The organism is Shewanella sp. NKUCC01_JLK (assembly GCF_019345615.1).
Taxonomy (GTDB): Bacteria; Pseudomonadota; Gammaproteobacteria; order Enterobacterales; family Shewanellaceae; genus Shewanella; species Shewanella oncorhynchi.
Genome location: NZ_JAHKRD010000007.1, coordinates 111,620 through 128,144, shown reverse-complemented (window position 1 = coordinate 128,144; position 16,525 = coordinate 111,620). Strand labels below are relative to the sequence as shown.

19 protein-coding genes and 1 other annotated feature are annotated in these 16,525 nt (G+C 46.5%); of the genes, 14 read left to right on the top strand and 5 right to left on the bottom strand.

What is annotated here, in order from left to right; all coding sequences use genetic code 11:
- Window positions 1-34: 34 nt before the first annotated feature.
- From KO537_RS09310 to KO537_RS09290, 5 genes are read left to right on the top strand one after another with little or no spacing between them, the layout of a single operon-like run.
- Window positions 35-313, top strand: coding sequence for a hypothetical protein (locus KO537_RS09310; RefSeq protein ID WP_219234312.1), 279 nt, complete (start codon window positions 35-37; stop codon window positions 311-313).
- A complete protein-coding gene (locus KO537_RS09305) occupies window positions 310-507 on the top strand; it encodes a hypothetical protein (protein WP_219234311.1) in 198 nt (65 codons plus the stop codon). The genes KO537_RS09310 and KO537_RS09305 overlap by 4 nt, the downstream gene beginning before the upstream one ends.
- Window positions 504-806 carry a hypothetical protein gene (locus tag KO537_RS09300; protein WP_219234310.1) on the top strand — a complete coding sequence of 101 codons (303 nt, stop codon included), beginning with the start codon at window positions 504-506 and terminating at the stop codon, window positions 804-806. The genes KO537_RS09305 and KO537_RS09300 overlap by 4 nt, the downstream gene beginning before the upstream one ends.
- Window positions 803-1,090, top strand: coding sequence for a hypothetical protein (locus tag KO537_RS09295; protein WP_219234309.1), 288 nt, complete (start codon window positions 803-805; stop codon window positions 1,088-1,090). The genes KO537_RS09300 and KO537_RS09295 overlap by 4 nt, the downstream gene beginning before the upstream one ends.
- Window positions 1,091-1,137: 47 nt before the next feature.
- Window positions 1,138-1,353: a hypothetical protein gene (locus tag KO537_RS09290; protein ID WP_219234308.1), complete on the top strand. Its 216-nt coding sequence runs from the start codon at window positions 1,138-1,140 to the stop codon at window positions 1,351-1,353.
- 8 nt (window positions 1,354-1,361) lie between these two features.
- Here KO537_RS09290 and KO537_RS09285 read toward each other — a convergent pair whose 3' ends face one another.
- The 5 genes from KO537_RS09285 to KO537_RS09265 all read right to left on the bottom strand — a co-directional run bounded on the left by KO537_RS09285 (window position 1,362) and on the right by KO537_RS09265 (window position 5,831).
- The gene (locus KO537_RS09285) at window positions 1,362-2,624 is read right to left on the bottom strand and encodes an integrase arm-type DNA-binding domain-containing protein (RefSeq protein WP_219234307.1); all 1,263 of its coding nucleotides are present in this window, start codon (window positions 2,622-2,624) and stop codon (window positions 1,362-1,364) included.
- Window positions 2,625-2,805: 181 nt separating this feature from the next.
- The gene (gene scpB, locus KO537_RS09280) at window positions 2,806-3,402 is read right to left on the bottom strand and encodes an SMC-Scp complex subunit ScpB (RefSeq protein WP_198572804.1); all 597 of its coding nucleotides are present in this window, start codon (window positions 3,400-3,402) and stop codon (window positions 2,806-2,808) included.
- A 3-nt stretch (window positions 3,403-3,405) separates the two neighbouring features.
- On the bottom strand, window positions 3,406-4,194 hold the full coding sequence (locus KO537_RS09275) for a ScpA family protein (protein WP_028760993.1): 789 nt from the start codon (window positions 4,192-4,194) through the stop codon (window positions 3,406-3,408).
- Between the two features lie 159 nt (window positions 4,195-4,353).
- On the bottom strand, window positions 4,354-4,974 hold the full coding sequence (locus KO537_RS09270) for an L-threonylcarbamoyladenylate synthase (protein WP_028760994.1): 621 nt from the start codon (window positions 4,972-4,974) through the stop codon (window positions 4,354-4,356).
- Window positions 4,971-5,831 carry a PHP domain-containing protein gene (locus KO537_RS09265; RefSeq protein WP_219234306.1) on the bottom strand — a complete coding sequence of 287 codons (861 nt, stop codon included), beginning with the start codon at window positions 5,829-5,831 and terminating at the stop codon, window positions 4,971-4,973. Before KO537_RS09265 ends, KO537_RS09270 begins: the two co-directional genes overlap by 4 nt.
- A gap of 210 nt (window positions 5,832-6,041) precedes the next feature.
- Window positions 6,042-6,149 (top strand) — a sequence feature (Trp leader region).
- Between the two features lie 97 nt (window positions 6,150-6,246).
- Between KO537_RS09265 and KO537_RS09260 the strand changes: the two genes are divergently transcribed.
- From KO537_RS09260 to KO537_RS09220, 9 genes are all read left to right on the top strand, one after another.
- Window positions 6,247-7,905 (top strand): anthranilate synthase component 1, encoded by a 1,659-nt coding sequence (locus KO537_RS09260; protein ID WP_219234305.1) that lies wholly within the window; start codon window positions 6,247-6,249, stop codon window positions 7,903-7,905.
- A gap of 9 nt (window positions 7,906-7,914) precedes the next feature.
- Window positions 7,915-8,517, top strand: coding sequence for an aminodeoxychorismate/anthranilate synthase component II (locus KO537_RS09255; protein ID WP_219234304.1), 603 nt, complete (start codon window positions 7,915-7,917; stop codon window positions 8,515-8,517).
- Window positions 8,514-9,560, top strand: coding sequence for an anthranilate phosphoribosyltransferase (gene trpD, locus KO537_RS09250; protein ID WP_219234303.1), 1,047 nt, complete (start codon window positions 8,514-8,516; stop codon window positions 9,558-9,560). The genes KO537_RS09255 and trpD overlap by 4 nt, the downstream gene beginning before the upstream one ends.
- Before the next feature lie 6 nt (window positions 9,561-9,566).
- Window positions 9,567-11,045 carry a bifunctional indole-3-glycerol-phosphate synthase TrpC/phosphoribosylanthranilate isomerase TrpF gene (gene trpCF, locus KO537_RS09245; RefSeq protein WP_219234302.1) on the top strand — a complete coding sequence of 493 codons (1,479 nt, stop codon included), beginning with the start codon at window positions 9,567-9,569 and terminating at the stop codon, window positions 11,043-11,045.
- A gap of 180 nt (window positions 11,046-11,225) precedes the next feature.
- On the top strand, window positions 11,226-12,416 hold the full coding sequence (gene trpB, locus KO537_RS09240) for a tryptophan synthase subunit beta (RefSeq protein ID WP_063884781.1): 1,191 nt from the start codon (window positions 11,226-11,228) through the stop codon (window positions 12,414-12,416).
- 5 nt (window positions 12,417-12,421) lie between these two features.
- A complete protein-coding gene (gene trpA, locus KO537_RS09235) occupies window positions 12,422-13,243 on the top strand; it encodes a tryptophan synthase subunit alpha (RefSeq protein WP_219234301.1) in 822 nt (273 codons plus the stop codon).
- Window positions 13,244-13,489: 246 nt separating this feature from the next.
- Window positions 13,490-13,921, top strand: coding sequence for a glycerate kinase (locus tag KO537_RS09230; protein WP_105252115.1), 432 nt, complete (start codon window positions 13,490-13,492; stop codon window positions 13,919-13,921).
- Between the two features lie 71 nt (window positions 13,922-13,992).
- Window positions 13,993-14,277, top strand: coding sequence for a DUF2798 domain-containing protein (locus KO537_RS09225; protein WP_028761002.1), 285 nt, complete (start codon window positions 13,993-13,995; stop codon window positions 14,275-14,277).
- Window positions 14,278-15,010: 733 nt separating this feature from the next.
- A complete protein-coding gene (locus tag KO537_RS09220) occupies window positions 15,011-16,525 on the top strand; it encodes a lysine N(6)-hydroxylase/L-ornithine N(5)-oxygenase family protein (protein ID WP_173496381.1) in 1,515 nt (504 codons plus the stop codon).

Sequence of the window (16,525 nt, the reverse complement as noted above, 5' to 3'; positions counted from 1 at the left end):
GGATAACAAGGCAAGCAGCTAAGGGTGGTGAGTGATGGCAAACATCATTAGCGATGATGACAGAGAACAATATCTCACCGCTACCCGTGGTCCTGATGGCGATATGTGGGTGGGCTTAAATGGGTTTAGGCTACTTCGCTACAGAAACATGATCGGCGGCGGTCGCTGTCCGCATACTTGGGCGGCACTCGTCGAGTTAGAAGCAGCGATAAAGCGTGATATAGAGCTTCAACAAGGTGAAAGCTGTCAACTTAAAGCTTGGCAAGTGGCAAGTAAAAAAGTCATTAAGACAATGAAGGAAGGTGCTAAATGACCACATTTTTTATCTGTATTGTGCTGCTTCCGATTATCTGGATTTTATTCACATGGATTGGCAAAAAAATAGCAATGAAGTGGCTTTTCGGTTGGCGATTTATCGTTATTAACGCAGAAGGTGAAGCGTGGTACATCGACGTTAAACCTGATGCCAAAGTCAAACCAGTTGGTAAAAATAAGGACGGTGCATGATGCTGACATCAGATGAACTGAAAAACCTTAACGATATGATATTAAAAGAAAATGAATTGGCATTACTGATGTGTTTCGTTCAAATGTCATTCAAAATCAAAAATAGCTCACCATTTAAAATGAATGGCAACTCAGAGCCTTACTTCGATAAATACTGTAATAACCTCCAGAAAACATTTGCCCAAGCAGTGCTGAACGATGCAATGCTTAAGCGAGTTGATCTGCAAAAGAAAATTCTAAAATTAGTTTGCATGGAGTTTAGAGACGAGCAAGTTGAACTTCAGGTAGGTGAAGCATGAATATGAATGACAGACTTAACCTAGCTATCGCAGAGAACGCCAAGCTTAAAGCAGAACGTCTTGAAATATTGACTAAGTTCGGCGAGCTCAATCAGGACAAGCTAAGGCTGGATTTACTGGATGCCGTCAATACTGAATTTAATAAGAAGAATTGCAGCATCTACGGTTGGGCGATTCATTGGAACCATAACAGAATTTCTCTGCACGATAGCGATCCAATGAAGAAGACTGTTAGGCAAGCAATAGATGATTTCTCATCAAGAATTAGAAAGGCAGGCGAATGATGAGCATGAACAACTTACTCAACAAAATTATGGAGTGGAGGTGAATAATGTTCCAGCAAGAAATTGAAGCGATGAACAAGCCGCAAGTAACTCAGCAGTTTTATTCACCTGCCCAACTTGCTAAAGCCTTGGGCATCGGTACCACTAAACTTTATCAATTATTTAAAGCGCCAGACTTTCCAAAACCCACCACTAACCCTCACTTTAGAAATAAATACAACCTGCAAGAAGTCACAAACTGGATTTATGAGCAGCAGTCTTAATGCCGCCGCTATTGCGCGGCCTTAAGCTCGATCACATTTGGATAAGCTGCAGGGTCCTTCAATCGCTGTAGCTTTTGCCACCAAATCTTATAAGCCTTAGCTTGTTCTTCTAAATAATCATGATGATCATAAATTGACTTGATGCCACTGAGCTTATGCCCAAGCATGGTTTCAGCGACTTCAACTGTCGTGATCTTACTCATGTTTGTTCGTTGTGTTCTGCGCAAATCGTGTAATACCCAATCGTCAGGCAGCGGCGTACCGTTCATCTTTGCCCAAGTGTTTAATGGGAAAGACATGCGAGTTGTTGCTGCCTTTGAATAAACCTCACCCTTAGCAGTAGGAAAAGCTAAGTCACACTTGCTCAAAGAGAATGCCAGCAATAGCATTGGCTTAATCTCATCGATGATCGGCCGCAAAAGTGGCCGCTGCATCATATAACCCGTCTTATGGTTTTCAACCGGCACAGTCCAAATCATCTTATCAAAATCAAAGTCAGCTTTATTGGCTATCCTCAATTCCCCTACCCGACAACCAAAAAACAACGCTAAGAACACCATTATCCGGTTTCCTAACCTTTGTCTTTTTGCATTATCTATTGCCTGCAGAAGTATGATCAGCTGTTCATCATTGAGCGTGCAAGAACGGCTTTTCTTCGAGATATTCAAATCTTCTTTAGACTCGATCCCCGCTAATTCATTAGTCTTAATTAAACGTCTACGCACCGCCCATTTTAACGCCCGACGACTCAGCGTTAGCGTTAAGTTGGTAATGGTTGGTTTTTTTGCTGCCATCGACTCGAACAAATCAAGCCACTGGTGAAGCGTGACATGATCTGCCTGCTTGCTGCCAAAGATGGGGAATACGTTAATTTCTAGCGAACGCAGGTAAAGGTCCGATGTTGTCGCTTTAATACTTGAGCGACCTTCGCCGAACTGGGAATGATGCCAAGACCTGAATACGCCCTCTATCGTCGTATCATCAGCCCGAGCCTTTGCCGCCTTTTCACGCTTGGCATCACGCGGGTCAATGTCATCGAGCAGCAGCTTACGCTGAATGATACAGGCTTCACGCGCTTCTTTGAGTGATAGTAAGGGATATGGCCCAATGTCGATTCTGGCGGCTTTACCAAGCCAGCGATAACGCATCTGAAAAGTGATGACACCTTTAGAAGATACGCGCACACTAAGACCGTCTCTGTCAGCTCGTTCGTATGGCTTCTCGACTTCTTTATTCAGTGCTGCTTTCAGCCAAGAATCAGAAAGTGCCATATCCGTTCTCCAGTGTGTACATGGCATTTTTGTGTACGCTGTTATGTACACAAATGTTGTGAATGGAAATGAACGGATTTGAATTAAAAATTGCTGTTAAATCCATTTTTTACCAGTCTTTTCAACGAAACGAACAATAAAACGAATGCTAGCGAATGAATATGAAAACAGCTAGTTATAATCACTCATTAGTATTTTGCTCTTCTGACTGTTCTGGCGATGATTTCAAACCTGAAAAAACCGCCTGCAATGACTCAGTATCCGACAGCGGCGGTAAATCCGCTAAGGTATCTAAGCCAAAATATGCTAAAAATTCTAAGGTAGTGGCATATAACGCGGGTCGCCCCGGTACTTCTTTATGGCCAACTACTTTAATCCAATGTCTATCTGACAAACTTTTTATGATGTGACTACTAATGGCCACACCGCGCACCTGTTCAATATCGCCGCGAGTCACAGGTTGACGATAAGCAATCACCGCCAAGGTTTCTAATGTCGCACGCGAATATTTAGGCGCCTTTTCTTGCCACAGGGGTTGCAAAAAAGGACTCAAGACTTCTAAGGTCTGGAAGCGATAACCCCCAGCGACTTTCACAAGTTGCACACCTCTGTCTTGATAATCCTGCTGCAGCTCATCCAATGCAGCTTTTATTTTGTCTCTGGAAACCGTGAAATCCACCAATACAGTGTCTTTCAACATTTTCGCCGACAAGGGTTTCCCCAATACAAACAAACTCGCTTCAATAAGCTGTTTTAATTGAGTCGGATTTATCTGCATCAATTAATAGGCCTTAACGTAAATAGTTGAAAACGGCTCTGTTTGGTACAATTCGACCAATAATTCTTTGACTAATTCCATCAAAGCTAAGAAGGTCACTACCACGCCGGCACGGCCTTCTGCTACGGTAAATAAACGTTCAAATGCCGTAAAATCTTCCGAGTTCAACATGGCTAAAATCTGGCTCATGCGCTCACGGGTCGATAACTGTTCACGCTTAACATGATGATCTTCATAGGCATCGATACGTTTGAGTACATCACCAAAGGCGCGGGCAATTTCAAACAACGAAACTTCTGGCGGGATCATTAACGGCTTAATGTCGGGTGCTGCCACTGCTTTGGCTTGAAATACATCCCGCTCGAGCCGCGGTAAATCATCGAGTTTTTGCGACGCTTCTTTAATCACTTCATAGGCTTTAAGCTGCCGAATAAGCTGTGCCCGTGGATCTTCCTCAACCTCATCTTCGGCCACCATACGCGGCAGCAGCAAACGGGATTTAATCTCGGCAAGCGTTGCCGCCATCACTAAGTAATCGGCGGCAAGTTCAATTCGAGCCTGAGTCAGCAACGTAATATATTCTAAATACTGCGCGGTGATTTGCTGAATGGGTAAATCGACAACGTCTAATTTTTGCTTACGGATCAAATATAAAAGCAAATCCAATGGCCCTTCAAAGGACTCGAGGAATACTTCTAATGCCTCCGGCGGAATAAACAAATCCAGCGGCATTTCGGTCATTGCCTGACCACGAATAACGGCTAAGGGTAAACTTTGTTGCGTGCCCTGCATCCGCTATCTTGCTCCGTTAACACTGCGCTATCCAACCTAGGTTAACGCCAAACGCGCGATTATACCTGTAAATCTACGGCGATAAAACTGCCAAATGTTGACTACCACTATCCGAATCACTTACCCGCATCCATTAGCGATAAATCTAATGTGGCAGATTTAGAGGAACGGCGTGATATCACCCGCGCCTTCACGTAAAATCTCGGCGCCATCTTCAGACATATCAATCACAGTCGTTGGTTTTTCGCCTAAATAACCACCGTGGATAATCACATCCACTTGATGCTCGAGCAAATCACGAATTTGTTCAGGATCAGACTCGGCAAATTCTGCATTCGGCATCACTAAACTAGTCGACATCAGCGGCGCATCTAAGGCTTCAAGCAACGCCAGTGCGATCACATTGTCGGGCACACGAATACCTATGGTCTTTTTCTTGTCATTTTGTAAGCGACGCGGTACTTCTTTAGTCGCTTTGAAAATGAACGTATAAGGCCCAGGCGTGCAACTTTTTAGGATGCGATACGCCTGATTATCCACTTTAGCGTAAGTCGCAAGCTCGGATAAATCGCGGCACATCAAGGAAAAGTTATGATCGTTCTCAATTTGACGAATTCTCGCCATCCGCGTCATCGCGTCTTTCTCACCAATCAGGCAGCCTAAGGCATAGCCCGAATCGGTGGGATAAACAATCACACCGCCGCTTTTCAATACGGCAACCGCCTGACTAATAAGCCGCGTTTGCGGATTTACTTCATGTACATAAAAAAACTGACTCATGGTCGTTCCATCCAAGATTCCGATTGCCAGACCCAATCAATACCTTGGGGCTGATACAGATTTTTACCTAATTCTATCCAATTGCTCGGAAAGTGAAAATCACTCCCTATCGATGCAAGCAACTGGTTTTGGACACTCAGCGCCACAAGATTGGCCCTGTCGTCTAATGTTTGCTGGCCAAGCACCACTTCCATGGCATCTCCACCGGCTTCTTTAAATTCACGCACTAAGCGCTTAAGCCACTTAGCTGATAACTTATAACCACTGGGATGCGCCAACACGGCTAATCCACCTGCGTTATGGATGATATCAATGGCACTGGCCATATCACCCCAATTATTAGGCACATAACCAGTTTTACCGCGGGCAAGGTAGCGTTTAAAGACGCTGGGCATATCCACAGCATGACCATTTTCAGCCATCCAGCGAGCGTAATGTCCACGGCTCAATGCCGCATCACCCGCCAACGCCTTAGCACCTTCGTAGGCACCTTCAATGCCGGCTTTAGCTAATCTATGACCAATTTCTTGAGCCCGTAATTCACGTAATTCACGCTGGTTTTCTAAAAATGCTAATAACGCTGGATTATCAGCATCGAAGTTAAGCGCCACTATGTGGATATCGTAACTGTTCCAGCGAGTAGAGATTTCCACGCCAGAAATCAATTTCAATGGAGTAGATTGAGCCTGATTAAAGGCACGGGCTTCAGGTAAACCAGCCACTGTGTCGTGATCGGTAATGGCAAATAACTGCACACCCTTTTCAAGGGCTCTTGCCACCAATTCAGACGGCGTTAACTGACCATCGGACGCGGTCGTGTGGCTATGTAGATCAGCCAATATGCTTTGAGTATTCATGGCGCTATTGTACGCGAACTTGTTAACAAATGCGCTGCTATCTCGTATTTTGTGGCTGAGTAACATCAATTTTATGCATCATTGCAGCGAATAAATCGCAGGAAGTGAAAAATATTCAATTGACATTCAGCTCCAGCTAAGGTTTTCTATACACCAATTACTGAATTAGCGAGACCCTTTTGAATGACACACATTAACGCTTCATTAAACATCATTTGGTGGTGGCACTTCCCAACATAGCGGGTGGTGTGAAGCTCTGTGCTCATTTGAAAGTGACCAGAATCAACAAGAAGCCCGCAGAAATGCGGGCTTTTTTGTTAGGTGCGAAAAATGTCGGCAGACTCGGGTAAAAAATTAAGAAAGCGAGATAACTCATGATGTTAAAGACATTTTATAAGGTAGCTGGAATATGAACATGCCCAAACAGACATTCGCACGCTCAAGCACACTCAAGGCGGCATTAACCTACCACAGCGATCCACTACGCTTATATCAGCATATAACCCAAGATGCGCCCCATACTATGTTGCTCGAATCGGCCGAAATCGACAGTAAAGATCACTTAAAAAGCATGGTAATGACCCATGCCGCCATGATGATCCGCTGTGACGGTTATCAGCTGACCTTCACCGCACTGACCGACAATGGCGCGAGCTTACTTACTCCCATCGCGCTATTTTTTAGTACTGCTGTTAATGTCGCCAGAGATAACTTGACCTTAGTGGTCACGCTGCAAAAAGACACTCAGCTGCAGGATGAAGATGCACGCTTAAAATCGACCTCGCCACTCGATGGCCTGCGGATGTTTATCCAGCAGATTGATTGTGGCGCCCATACTGACAGCCAGACCAAGCCCGCCTTTGAGGATCTGTTTTTAGGTGGCGTGCTGGCCTACGACTTGATTGATACTGTCGAACCACTGCCTGCCGTACCGAACCGCGATAACGATTGCCCAGACTACTTATTTTACCTCGCTGAAACCTTAATCCTTATTGACCATAAACTGAAACAAGCTGACATCATTACCCATAATTTTAGTGGCGATTCCGACCAGTATGCCACCATTACCGCAGCGCTAAGCGAGCGAGTACAGCGTTTAAGCACACAATGTAAAACTCTGGGTAATTCACCTGCCGATATACCGACACTGGTCGCCATTGACGCAACTGAGCAAGTCAATATTTCCGATGAGGTGTTCAAACAAACCATTATCGATTTGAAAGAACACATTATTGCGGGCGATATTTTCCAAGTGGTGCCATCCCGTAGCTTTAGTTTGCCTTGCCCGAATACTTTAGGGGCTTATCGTGCCCTGCGCCTGACGAACCCTAGCCCTTACATGTTTTATTTCAGAGGCCAAGATTTCACGCTTTTTGGTGCCTCACCAGAAAGTGCGCTCAAATTTGATGCCAGCAGTAATCAAGTGGAAGTTTACCCGATTGCTGGCACCCGTAAACGCGGTAAAACCGCCACGGGCGAGATTGATTTTGACTTAGACAGCCGTATTGAACTTGAACTGCGTTTAGATAAAAAAGAACTGTCGGAACACTTAATGCTGGTCGATTTAGCGCGCAACGATATCGCACGCATCAGCCAAAGCGGCAGCCGCAAAGTCGCCGAACTATTAAAAGTTGACCGTTATTCCCACGTGATGCACCTCGTCAGCCGCGTAACGGGTCAACTGCGCCAAGATTTAGATGCGCTGCATGCTTATCAGGCCTGTATGAATATGGGGACATTAGTCGGTGCGCCAAAAGTACGTGCATCACAACTGGTACGCCAAGCAGAAAAAGCCCGCCGCGGCAGTTATGGCGGCGCCGTGGGTTACCTTAATGCCCTTGGTGACATGGACACTTGCATCGTTATCCGCTCCGCCTTTGTTAAAAATGGCACCGCCTTTATTCAAGCGGGCGCTGGCGTGGTATTTGATTCGGATCCCCAAAGCGAGGCAGATGAAACCCGTCAAAAAGCCCAAGCTGTGATTTCAGCCATCAAGATGGGCGCTGGACTGCTAGTCAATGAATCGCCAGTAAATGAATCGTCAGCTCAATCCTCTTCAGTGCAATATAAATAGGAGCCAAACATGAAACTCTATCTACTCGATAACTTTGACTCCTTTACCTACAACCTAGTGGATCAATTTCGCAGCCTTGGCTGTGAAGTGGTGATTTACCGCAACGATGTTGCCGCCGATTTTATTGCTGAAAAACTGCTTAACGAACAAGTACCCGCAGCCCTCGTGTTATCACCTGGTCCTGGCGCACCCCATGAGGCGGGTTCTATGATGGCACTTATCGCCAAAGTTGCGGGTAAGGTGCCTATGCTGGGTATCTGCCTTGGGCATCAAGCCATGGTGGAATATTACGGCGGCACAGTGGCACGCGCACCTTTTGTGGTGCACGGCAAGGCAAGTCCGACTTTCCATGACGGTACTGGCGTATTTGCCGGTTTGCCTTCTCCCCTGCCCGTTGCCCGTTATCACAGTCTCGTCGCCACTCAAGTGCCGGATTGCCTGCAAGTGATCGCAACCACTGAAGATATGCCTATGGCAATTCTGCACCCGCAGCACAGAGCCGTTGGGTTTCAGTTCCACCCAGAATCAATTCTGACGACGCTGGGCAGCACACTGCTCATTCAAACCTTGGCATTTCTGACCCAAGACATGACAGCAGGAGTAAATGCATGAGTACAAACAATATTCAGCCTTTACTCGACCTTTTATACCAAGGTAAGAGTTTAAGTCGCGAGCACACCTTTGAGATTTTTAGCGCGTTAATTCGCGGTGAAATGAGTGAAGCCACTATGGCTGGCATGTTAGTCGCGCTCAAGATGCGCGGCGAAACCATTGATGAAATCAGCGGCGCCGCCGATGCGATGCGCGCCGCCGCCAAGACGTTTCCCTACTCGAATGGCGATAACCTTAGCAATGGCATCGTTGACATAGTTGGCACGGGTGGCGATGGCTTTAATACCATTAATATTTCCACCACTGCGGCCTTTGTTGCCGCGGCGGCGGGCGCCAAGGTCGCCAAACACGGCAATCGTAGCGTGTCGAGTAAATCGGGTTCATCGGATCTTTTGGCGCAGTTTGGCATTGACTTAACCATGTCACCAGACACCGCCAGTCGTTGCCTCGACGCATTGAACCTGTGCTTTTTATTTGCGCCCCACTACCACGGCGGAGTAAAGCATGCGGGGCCGGTCAGGCAAGCACTGAAAACGCGCACTTTATTCAATGTGTTAGGGCCACTTATCAATCCTGCCCGCCCCGAATTTATGTTACTTGGCGTTTATAGCCCTGAGTTAGTCTTACCGATAGCGAAAGTATTAAAGGCGCTTGGCACAAAACGCGCTATGGTAGTGCACGGCAGTGGTTTAGATGAAGTCGCGCTGCACGGCAACACCCAAGTGGCCGAATTAAAAGACGGCGACATCATAGAGTATCAACTCACGCCCGCCGATTTAGGTGTGCCTTTAGCACAAATCAGTGACTTAGAAGGCGGCGAACCCGCGCAGAATGCCTTGATCACCGAGGCAATTTTGAAAGGTTGTGGCACAGATGCGCATGCCAATGCGGTCGCCATCAATGCGGGTTGTGCTTTATATGTGTGTGGGATTGCTGATTCAGTGAAAACAGGAACCTTACTTGCGCTCAGTACCATACAAAGCGGTAAAGCCTTTGAATTGTTAAGCCAATTAGCTAAAGTCAGCAGTGAAACAAAGGAATAAGTGGCAATGACTCAAGAACTGATAACAAATAGCCAAGATATGAGAACTCAGCCACAGGCAGAAACAAACCCTATGCCAAAAAGTAATGTGTTAACCCGTATAGTCGACACCAAAGCGGCCCATATTGCCGCCCTGAAGCTGCGTTTCCCCGAGGCCAGTCTGTCGCCAAAAATCTCTGACCGCAGTTTATTTGCCGCACTCAAGGCGCCCAAGGCGGGTTACATTTTAGAATGTAAAAAAGCCAGCCCGTCCAAAGGGCTTATCCGCGATGTGTTTGATGTAGAAGCCATTGCCGATATTTACGGAAAATATGCGGCGGGCATTTCGGTATTAACCGACGAGCAGTTTTTCCAAGGTGATATGGACTATATCCCTAAGGTGCGCGCTCGGGTGAACCAACCTATTCTGTGCAAAGATTTTTTTGTCGATGAATACCAAATTAAACTCGCCGCCCACCAAGGCGCCGATGCCATTCTGTTAATGCTATCCGTACTCGATGATGCGCAATATCACCGCCTAGCGAAAGAAGCCGCTAAGTATCAACTCGATGTGCTGACCGAAGTCAGTAACGAAGAAGAACTTAAACGCGCCATCGCATTAGATGCGCCGATTATCGGGATCAATAACCGTAACTTAAGGGATTTGAGTACCGATCTCGCCACCACAGAAACGCTGGCGCCACATATTGGCAGCGACCGCGTGGTGATCAGCGAATCAGGCATCTACAACAATCAGCAAGTACGCCGCCTGAGTCCACTGGTTGATGGTTTCCTCGTCGGCAGCTCAATTATGGCTGAGGCTGATATCGACTTAGCCTGCCGTAAATTGATCTTCGGTCACAATAAAGTCTGCGGCCTCACCCGCATGGAAGATATTCGCGCCGCAGCAACAGCAGGCGCCGTCTATGCCGGGCTGATTTTTGCCGAAAAATCCCCGCGCGCGTTAACCCTTAACGCCGCTGAACAATTGCTCAGGGAATATCGCGCATCCGCGGCTCCCGCCATTGAATTCGTCGGCGTGTTTGTTAATGCCGCGCCAAGCACCATTACGGATACCGCAGCCTGTTTGCAGTTATCTGCCGTACAGCTGCATGGCACTGAAACTGAACTTGAAATCGCACAACTCGCAGAGCGACTTGAGCAAGCGGGACTCACAACTCAAATTTGGAAAGCCGTCAGCGTCGATGCGCAAACGGGTGAGCTTGGTAACATACCTCAGGGAGCATCGCGATATCTCTTTGATAGTAAAACGGCAGACCAATTTGGCGGCTCGGGCCAAGCCTTCAATTGGCAAAGCATTGATGTGAAATCCCTCTGCCCACAAAAGGCCTATGCCATGTTGGCGGGCGGACTCAACGCCGACAATGCGGCCAGTGCCAATGCCCAAGGATTTTACGGTTTAGATTTTAATTCTGGCCTAGAAACCGCAGCAGGAATTAAATCGGCGCAACTGATCCAAACGGCTTTTGCCCATTTACGTCTCTAGCCTATCGCGCTAAGCAAGAAGCCCTAGATGCAGTTGGTGCTCGACAAACAATATGAACCTATTAATGCCAGTGGCCAAATAGATAACGGCTCAGTTAACACTATTACGCGGTTAACACCAAGACGCTGTTAGCACAATCGAAGCCACTGACAAACTGATTGATAAGATAAGGAAAAAGGTATGTCAAAGTTAAAGCTTAACCCTTATTTCGGCGAATACGGCGGCATGTATGTGCCACAGATTTTAGTGCCAGCCCTTAAGCAATTAGAAACTGCCTTTGTGGAAGCACAGGAAGATGACGACTTTAAAGCCGAGTTTACCGATTTATTGAAAAACTACGCGGGTCGCCCAACAGCACTCACCTTAACTCGCAATTTAAGCCCAAATCCTATGGTGAAAATCTACCTTAAACGGGAAGATTTACTCCACGGCGGCGCCCATAAAACCAACCAAGTGTTAGGCCAAGCCCTGCTGGCTAAGCGCATGGGAAAAAAAGAAATTATTGCTGAAACCGGCGCAGGACAACACGGCGTTGCCACCGCCCTTGCCTGCGCGCTGTTAGGCTTAAAATGTAAAGTCTATATGGGTGCCAAAGACGTTGCGCGCCAATCACCTAACGTATTTAGAATGCGTTTGATGGGTGCGGAAGTGATCCCTGTCACCTCAGGTTCTGCCACCCTAAAAGATGCCTGTAACGAGGCGATGCGAGACTGGTCTGGCAGCTACGAAAAGGCCCACTATCTTCTGGGCACCGCTGCGGGGCCACATCCGTTCCCAACCATAGTGCGTGAATTCCAACGCATTATTGGCGAAGAAACCAAGAAACAAATGCTGGAACGTGAAGGTCGCCTGCCCGATGCCGTTATCGCTTGTGTTGGCGGCGGTTCCAACGCTATCGGTATGTTTGCTGACTTTATCGACGAGCCAAGTGTCGAACTGATTGGCGTCGAACCTGCGGGTAAAGGCATAGATACGCCAATGCACGGCGCGCCGCTTAAACACGGTAAGACTGGTATTTTCTTCGGCATGAAAGCGCCTTTGATGCAAGACAGCGAAGGGCAAATCGAAGAATCTTACTCGATTTCAGCCGGATTGGACTTCCCCTCCGTTGGCCCGCAGCACGCGCATCTTAATGCCACAGGCCGCGCCCGTTATGAATCGGCTACCGATGATGAAGCCTTAGAAGCCTTCCAACAACTGGCGCGCTGTGAAGGGATTATCCCCGCATTAGAATCGGCGCATGCTATCGCCTATGCCGTGAAAATGGCGCGCGAGTGCACCAAGGAAACCATTTTAGTGGTCAATCTTTCCGGTCGTGGCGACAAAGATATTTTCACCGTTTCTGACATTTTGAATGGTAAAGAGGAATAATAAACATGAGTGACACGTCTACCAACACTGGCCGTTACCAAGCCACCTTTGCCAAACTCAAAACTGAAGGTCGTGGCGCTTTTGTCCCCTTCGTCACCCTTGGCGATCCTAGCCCTGAGTTATCGCTAAAAATTATCGATACCTTAGTACAAAACGGTGCCGATGCCTTAGAACTGGGTTTTCCGTTTTCCGATCCCTTGGCCGATGGCCCTGTGATCCAAGGGGCTAACCTGCGTTCTTTAGCCGCAGGCACGACTCCAACGGCGTGTTTTGAATTACTGGCGCAAGTGCGTGCAAAATATCCTGAACTTCCAATCGGTTTGCTGCTGTATGCGAACTTGGTGTTTGCTAATGGCATAGATGCGTTTTACGCCAAAGCGCAACAAGCGGGTGTGGATTCAGTACTTATCGCCGATGTGCCAGTGGAAGAATCAGCGCCCTTTAGCGAAGCCGCTAAAGCACATGGTATTGCGCCGATTTTTATCGCACCGCCCAATGCTGACAGTGAAACCCTGGAGCAAGTGAGTAAAAGTGGTGAAGGTTACACCTATCTCTTATCCCGCGCAGGAGTCACAGGCACAGACACGAAAGCTGGCGTGCCGGTAGAGGAAATTTTATCTAAATTAAAAGCCTTTAACGCCCCGCCACCGCTCCTCGGTTTTGGTATTGCCGAGCCTTCACAGGTAAGCGCCGCCATCAAAGCGGGCGCTGCGGGGGCGATTTCTGGCTCTGCCGTAGTAAAAATCATCGAAACCCACCAGCACGATGAAGTTAAGCTACTTGCAACGCTTGGGGAATTTACTCGCACAATGAAGGCTGCAACCTAAGCGAGTCTTGATTTAAATAATCCAATATAAATCAAGAATTCAATTACAAATAAAATAAGTGAGGTAGACTCGTCGCCTCGCTTATTTTGTTTATATTTACCAAGCTCTATGTTTACTCAGCCTTTATCTCCCTCAAACACAATCTATCAAGGCAATACTGACACTCACGCAGTACTACACTGACAGCGTATTTATTTAGTCACAGTTCCTCGATAGAATGCCCTATCGAAGAAAAACGGACTTTTTATGCAGTATCGGATCTATATTCTCGAATTAACGCCTTGGGGCTGTGGTTTTGAAGGTGAAGTTGCAGGTAAATGCGATAATGGTGCACCAATTTGGTTTTACTACCAAGGTAGCGATCAGCAGGCCGAAATTCGCTTTCCGGTTAACCAATGGGTCACAGTTGAATTGCTTGGCCGATTAGCAAGTGCAAGTCTTCAAGCTGATATGATTAAACAAACGCCACACCAGCATCTGAAGTTTCCGCTGCATAACTGTCACTTTGAAGCTTCAGGACAAATCATCGACATCAGCCAAACACCCGAAGATACAATTTACCTGTTGCAATCAAACCTACCGCTCCCCTTTGATAATGAACTTGGGAAATCCCCTATTTCGCTAGGCCATTGGGTCAATGTAACAGGCGAGCTTTGGGTAACAAATTGGATGAATTGAGTCGATAAAAAAAGGTATAGTGCTAGCCTGTAACAAATCATTCGCCTGATACATATCCATTAGAGGATCCGATGACCATTTCTAAATCTTTACCCGATAACAAACCTCGTACTTTTTTGGGAACACCCAAATTACCGGCCAAGTATGCCACTGTGGTGATGCCATTTTTTCTCTCTATTCTCATGAGTTGTATCGTTTCTGGGATCAGCACTTTCAATGGCGTTGGCGCTTCACCGCAATTTCTCGAACTCTGGCTCGGCGCTTGGCTGATCTCATGGGTTGTCGCCTTTCCGACACTGCTGATGGTGTTACCTTTGGTGCGTAAAATCACAGCTCATTTTGTCGATTTACGCTAGTTTTACGACTTAATCTTCCGATTTAACTATTTTATTTCAAAGCCGTTTTAGGACGGCTTTATCTTGAACTCCTTCTCTTATGCGTACAGCGACTAAAAATTACATCGATAATTGCTCGATCTGTTACCCTGCCCATATTCACTTAAACTAAAACAGTACGACCTACATCATACCAATCGTATTAAATCAAAGCGCTCATTGAGCCCCCTGTCCACGCTTTACAATGGATTTACACTGACCGTTTAGCGGCACCTATGTTTATTGTATAAGGATGACATGACTCCCACCTAAATCAATTTTCCTCTGCTCTCGAACCAACTCAAGCATGAATGTAACCCACTGTATTTATATATTTTATAAAAATAGAGCTCGTAAAATCCTAAATGATACATCCCCAAAACGCTGCCTAATTATCACTCCTTTATCATTTACTTATTTGTACCATTAACCGTATCTGCCCCCCTTATTTATCAGTTAAAAGTATTAACCTACAGCCCCACACAAATGAGAATGGTTTGCATTTGAATATTTTCACATGCTAATTTACCTACCGTTGTCGGGACAGAGACAGCAGGAAATGGCCTAAGGACTGAGCTAAAAATAGTGAGTTGATCAACGCAAGATAAATAGCCAAACAGTCTATTTTGATAACCGCATTCACTTTGGTTTGCGTCCTTAGGTAACTGATTACTGGATCGGCAACACGCAGCAGCATGTTGCCAAGGAGGCGTAAGTGAGTACACAGCAAAGAGAAATGGATCGCGAAATCTTTGATCTACTTGGCATAGGCATTGGCCCATTCAATCTTGGCCTCGCCGCCTTATCAGAACCTATTGACGGCTTTAACTGCTTATTTTTAGATGCTAAAACCAGTTTTGACTGGCATCCAGGCATGCTACTCAAATCCTCAAGATTGCAAACACCCTTTATGTCGGATCTGGTGACTATGGCCGATCCCACCAGCCGCTACAGTTACCTTAATTTTGCCAAGCAAACGGGCAGACTTTATCCCTTTTATATTCGTGAGAATTTCTTTTTACCTCGCCACGAATACAACTTGTATTGCCAATGGGTGAGCCAACAACTCAGCAACCTTAAATTTGGTTTTAAGGTCACTCAAGTGGATTACAACGCAGGTGAAAGTATTTATCGAGTTACAGGTTTTGATAGGCGCAGTGGTAAAACCCATACCTATCAATGCCGAAAGCTAGTGCTAGGCACTGGCACTGAACCTTATCTACCAAAGGATTGCCCAATCCAAGATGCACGGGTCATGCATACCGCCAGTTATATGCAGCAAAAAACCTACCTGCAGAGTCAGAGTGCCATCACAGTAATTGGTAGTGGCCAGAGTGCGGCGGAAGTGTTTTACGATCTACTGCAAGATATTGATACCTATGGTTATCAACTCAATTGGATGACACGATCAGCGCGTTTTTATCCCTTGGAATATACCAAGCTTACTTTAGAGATGACCTCGCCAGATTATGTCGATTACTTCCACGAGTTGACCCCTAATCAAAGATGCTCACTGATCGCCAGCCAGAAACAACTCTACAAAGGAATAAATTCTGAGCTGATAAACGACATTTACGATTTGTTATATCAAAAGCGCCTATTGGCCGATTTTCAATGCCGACTGATGACGAATGCGGCGCTGACTCATATCGAGCCCCAAGCCAATATGCTCAAGTTGCATTTCCACCACAATGAAAAAAATCACACCTTTGAGCAAGAAACGGGCGCCGTCATTTTAGGCACAGGTTACCACTATCGTTTACCCGAGTTTATCAGTGGTATTAAACAACAAGTCGAATTCGATGACGCCGGACAACTTAGCGTGCAGCGTGATTACAGCATAGATATTCGAGGGGATATTTTTGTCCAGAATGTCGGTTTGCATACCCATGGGATAAGCTCTCCAGATCTGGGTATGGGCTGTTATCGCAACGGCACCATCTTAAAAGCTGTGCTCGGTTATGCGCCCTACCACATTGAGGAACATATCGCGTTTCAAACCTTCGATCCAGCCAAACTTGCCAGTCATCAGCCCTGCGGCGCCAATGCAATTAACACGTTGGATCTTAATCCAAGACATTTTCCTAAGGCGCCACACAGAAAAACTCAAGTTGATGCGCCACAAACTATCCCTCCAACCAAGATTCCAAGTTCTGGCGCAAGTTCAACCGTGAGTTCAGGCGCGGGAACCAATATGCCGGTTTTAATGGCGCCGAACCAGGAGGCATAA

What these genes read in the sequence shown, in the direction of transcription:
- KO537_RS09255 (WP_219234304.1), top strand. Translation starts at nt 7,915, where the DNA reads ATGAAACTCTATCTACTCGATAACTTTGACTCCTTTACCTACAACCTA.
- KO537_RS09295 (WP_219234309.1), top strand. Translation starts at nt 803, where the DNA reads ATGAATATGAATGACAGACTTAACCTAGCTATCGCAGAGAACGCCAAG.
- KO537_RS09285 (WP_219234307.1), bottom strand. Translation starts at nt 2,624, where the DNA reads ATGGCACTTTCTGATTCTTGGCTGAAAGCAGCACTGAATAAAGAAGTC.
- KO537_RS09265 (WP_219234306.1), bottom strand. Translation starts at nt 5,831, where the DNA reads ATGAATACTCAAAGCATATTGGCTGATCTACATAGCCACACGACCGCG.
- KO537_RS09300 (WP_219234310.1), top strand. Translation starts at nt 504, where the DNA reads ATGATGCTGACATCAGATGAACTGAAAAACCTTAACGATATGATATTA.
- KO537_RS09260 (WP_219234305.1), top strand. Translation starts at nt 6,247, where the DNA reads ATGCCCAAACAGACATTCGCACGCTCAAGCACACTCAAGGCGGCATTA.
- trpCF (WP_219234302.1), top strand. Translation starts at nt 9,567, where the DNA reads ATGACTCAAGAACTGATAACAAATAGCCAAGATATGAGAACTCAGCCA.
- trpD (WP_219234303.1), top strand. Translation starts at nt 8,514, where the DNA reads ATGAGTACAAACAATATTCAGCCTTTACTCGACCTTTTATACCAAGGT.
- KO537_RS09225 (WP_028761002.1), top strand. Translation starts at nt 13,993, where the DNA reads ATGACCATTTCTAAATCTTTACCCGATAACAAACCTCGTACTTTTTTG.
- KO537_RS09310 (WP_219234312.1), top strand. Translation starts at nt 35, where the DNA reads ATGGCAAACATCATTAGCGATGATGACAGAGAACAATATCTCACCGCT.
- KO537_RS09270 (WP_028760994.1), bottom strand. Translation starts at nt 4,974, where the DNA reads ATGAGTCAGTTTTTTTATGTACATGAAGTAAATCCGCAAACGCGGCTT.
- KO537_RS09290 (WP_219234308.1), top strand. Translation starts at nt 1,138, where the DNA reads ATGTTCCAGCAAGAAATTGAAGCGATGAACAAGCCGCAAGTAACTCAG.
- KO537_RS09275 (WP_028760993.1), bottom strand. Translation starts at nt 4,194, where the DNA reads ATGCAGGGCACGCAACAAAGTTTACCCTTAGCCGTTATTCGTGGTCAG.
- scpB (WP_198572804.1), bottom strand. Translation starts at nt 3,402, where the DNA reads ATGCAGATAAATCCGACTCAATTAAAACAGCTTATTGAAGCGAGTTTG.
- KO537_RS09230 (WP_105252115.1), top strand. Translation starts at nt 13,490, where the DNA reads ATGCAGTATCGGATCTATATTCTCGAATTAACGCCTTGGGGCTGTGGT.
- KO537_RS09305 (WP_219234311.1), top strand. Translation starts at nt 310, where the DNA reads ATGACCACATTTTTTATCTGTATTGTGCTGCTTCCGATTATCTGGATT.
- trpA (WP_219234301.1), top strand. Translation starts at nt 12,422, where the DNA reads ATGAGTGACACGTCTACCAACACTGGCCGTTACCAAGCCACCTTTGCC.
- trpB (WP_063884781.1), top strand. Translation starts at nt 11,226, where the DNA reads ATGTCAAAGTTAAAGCTTAACCCTTATTTCGGCGAATACGGCGGCATG.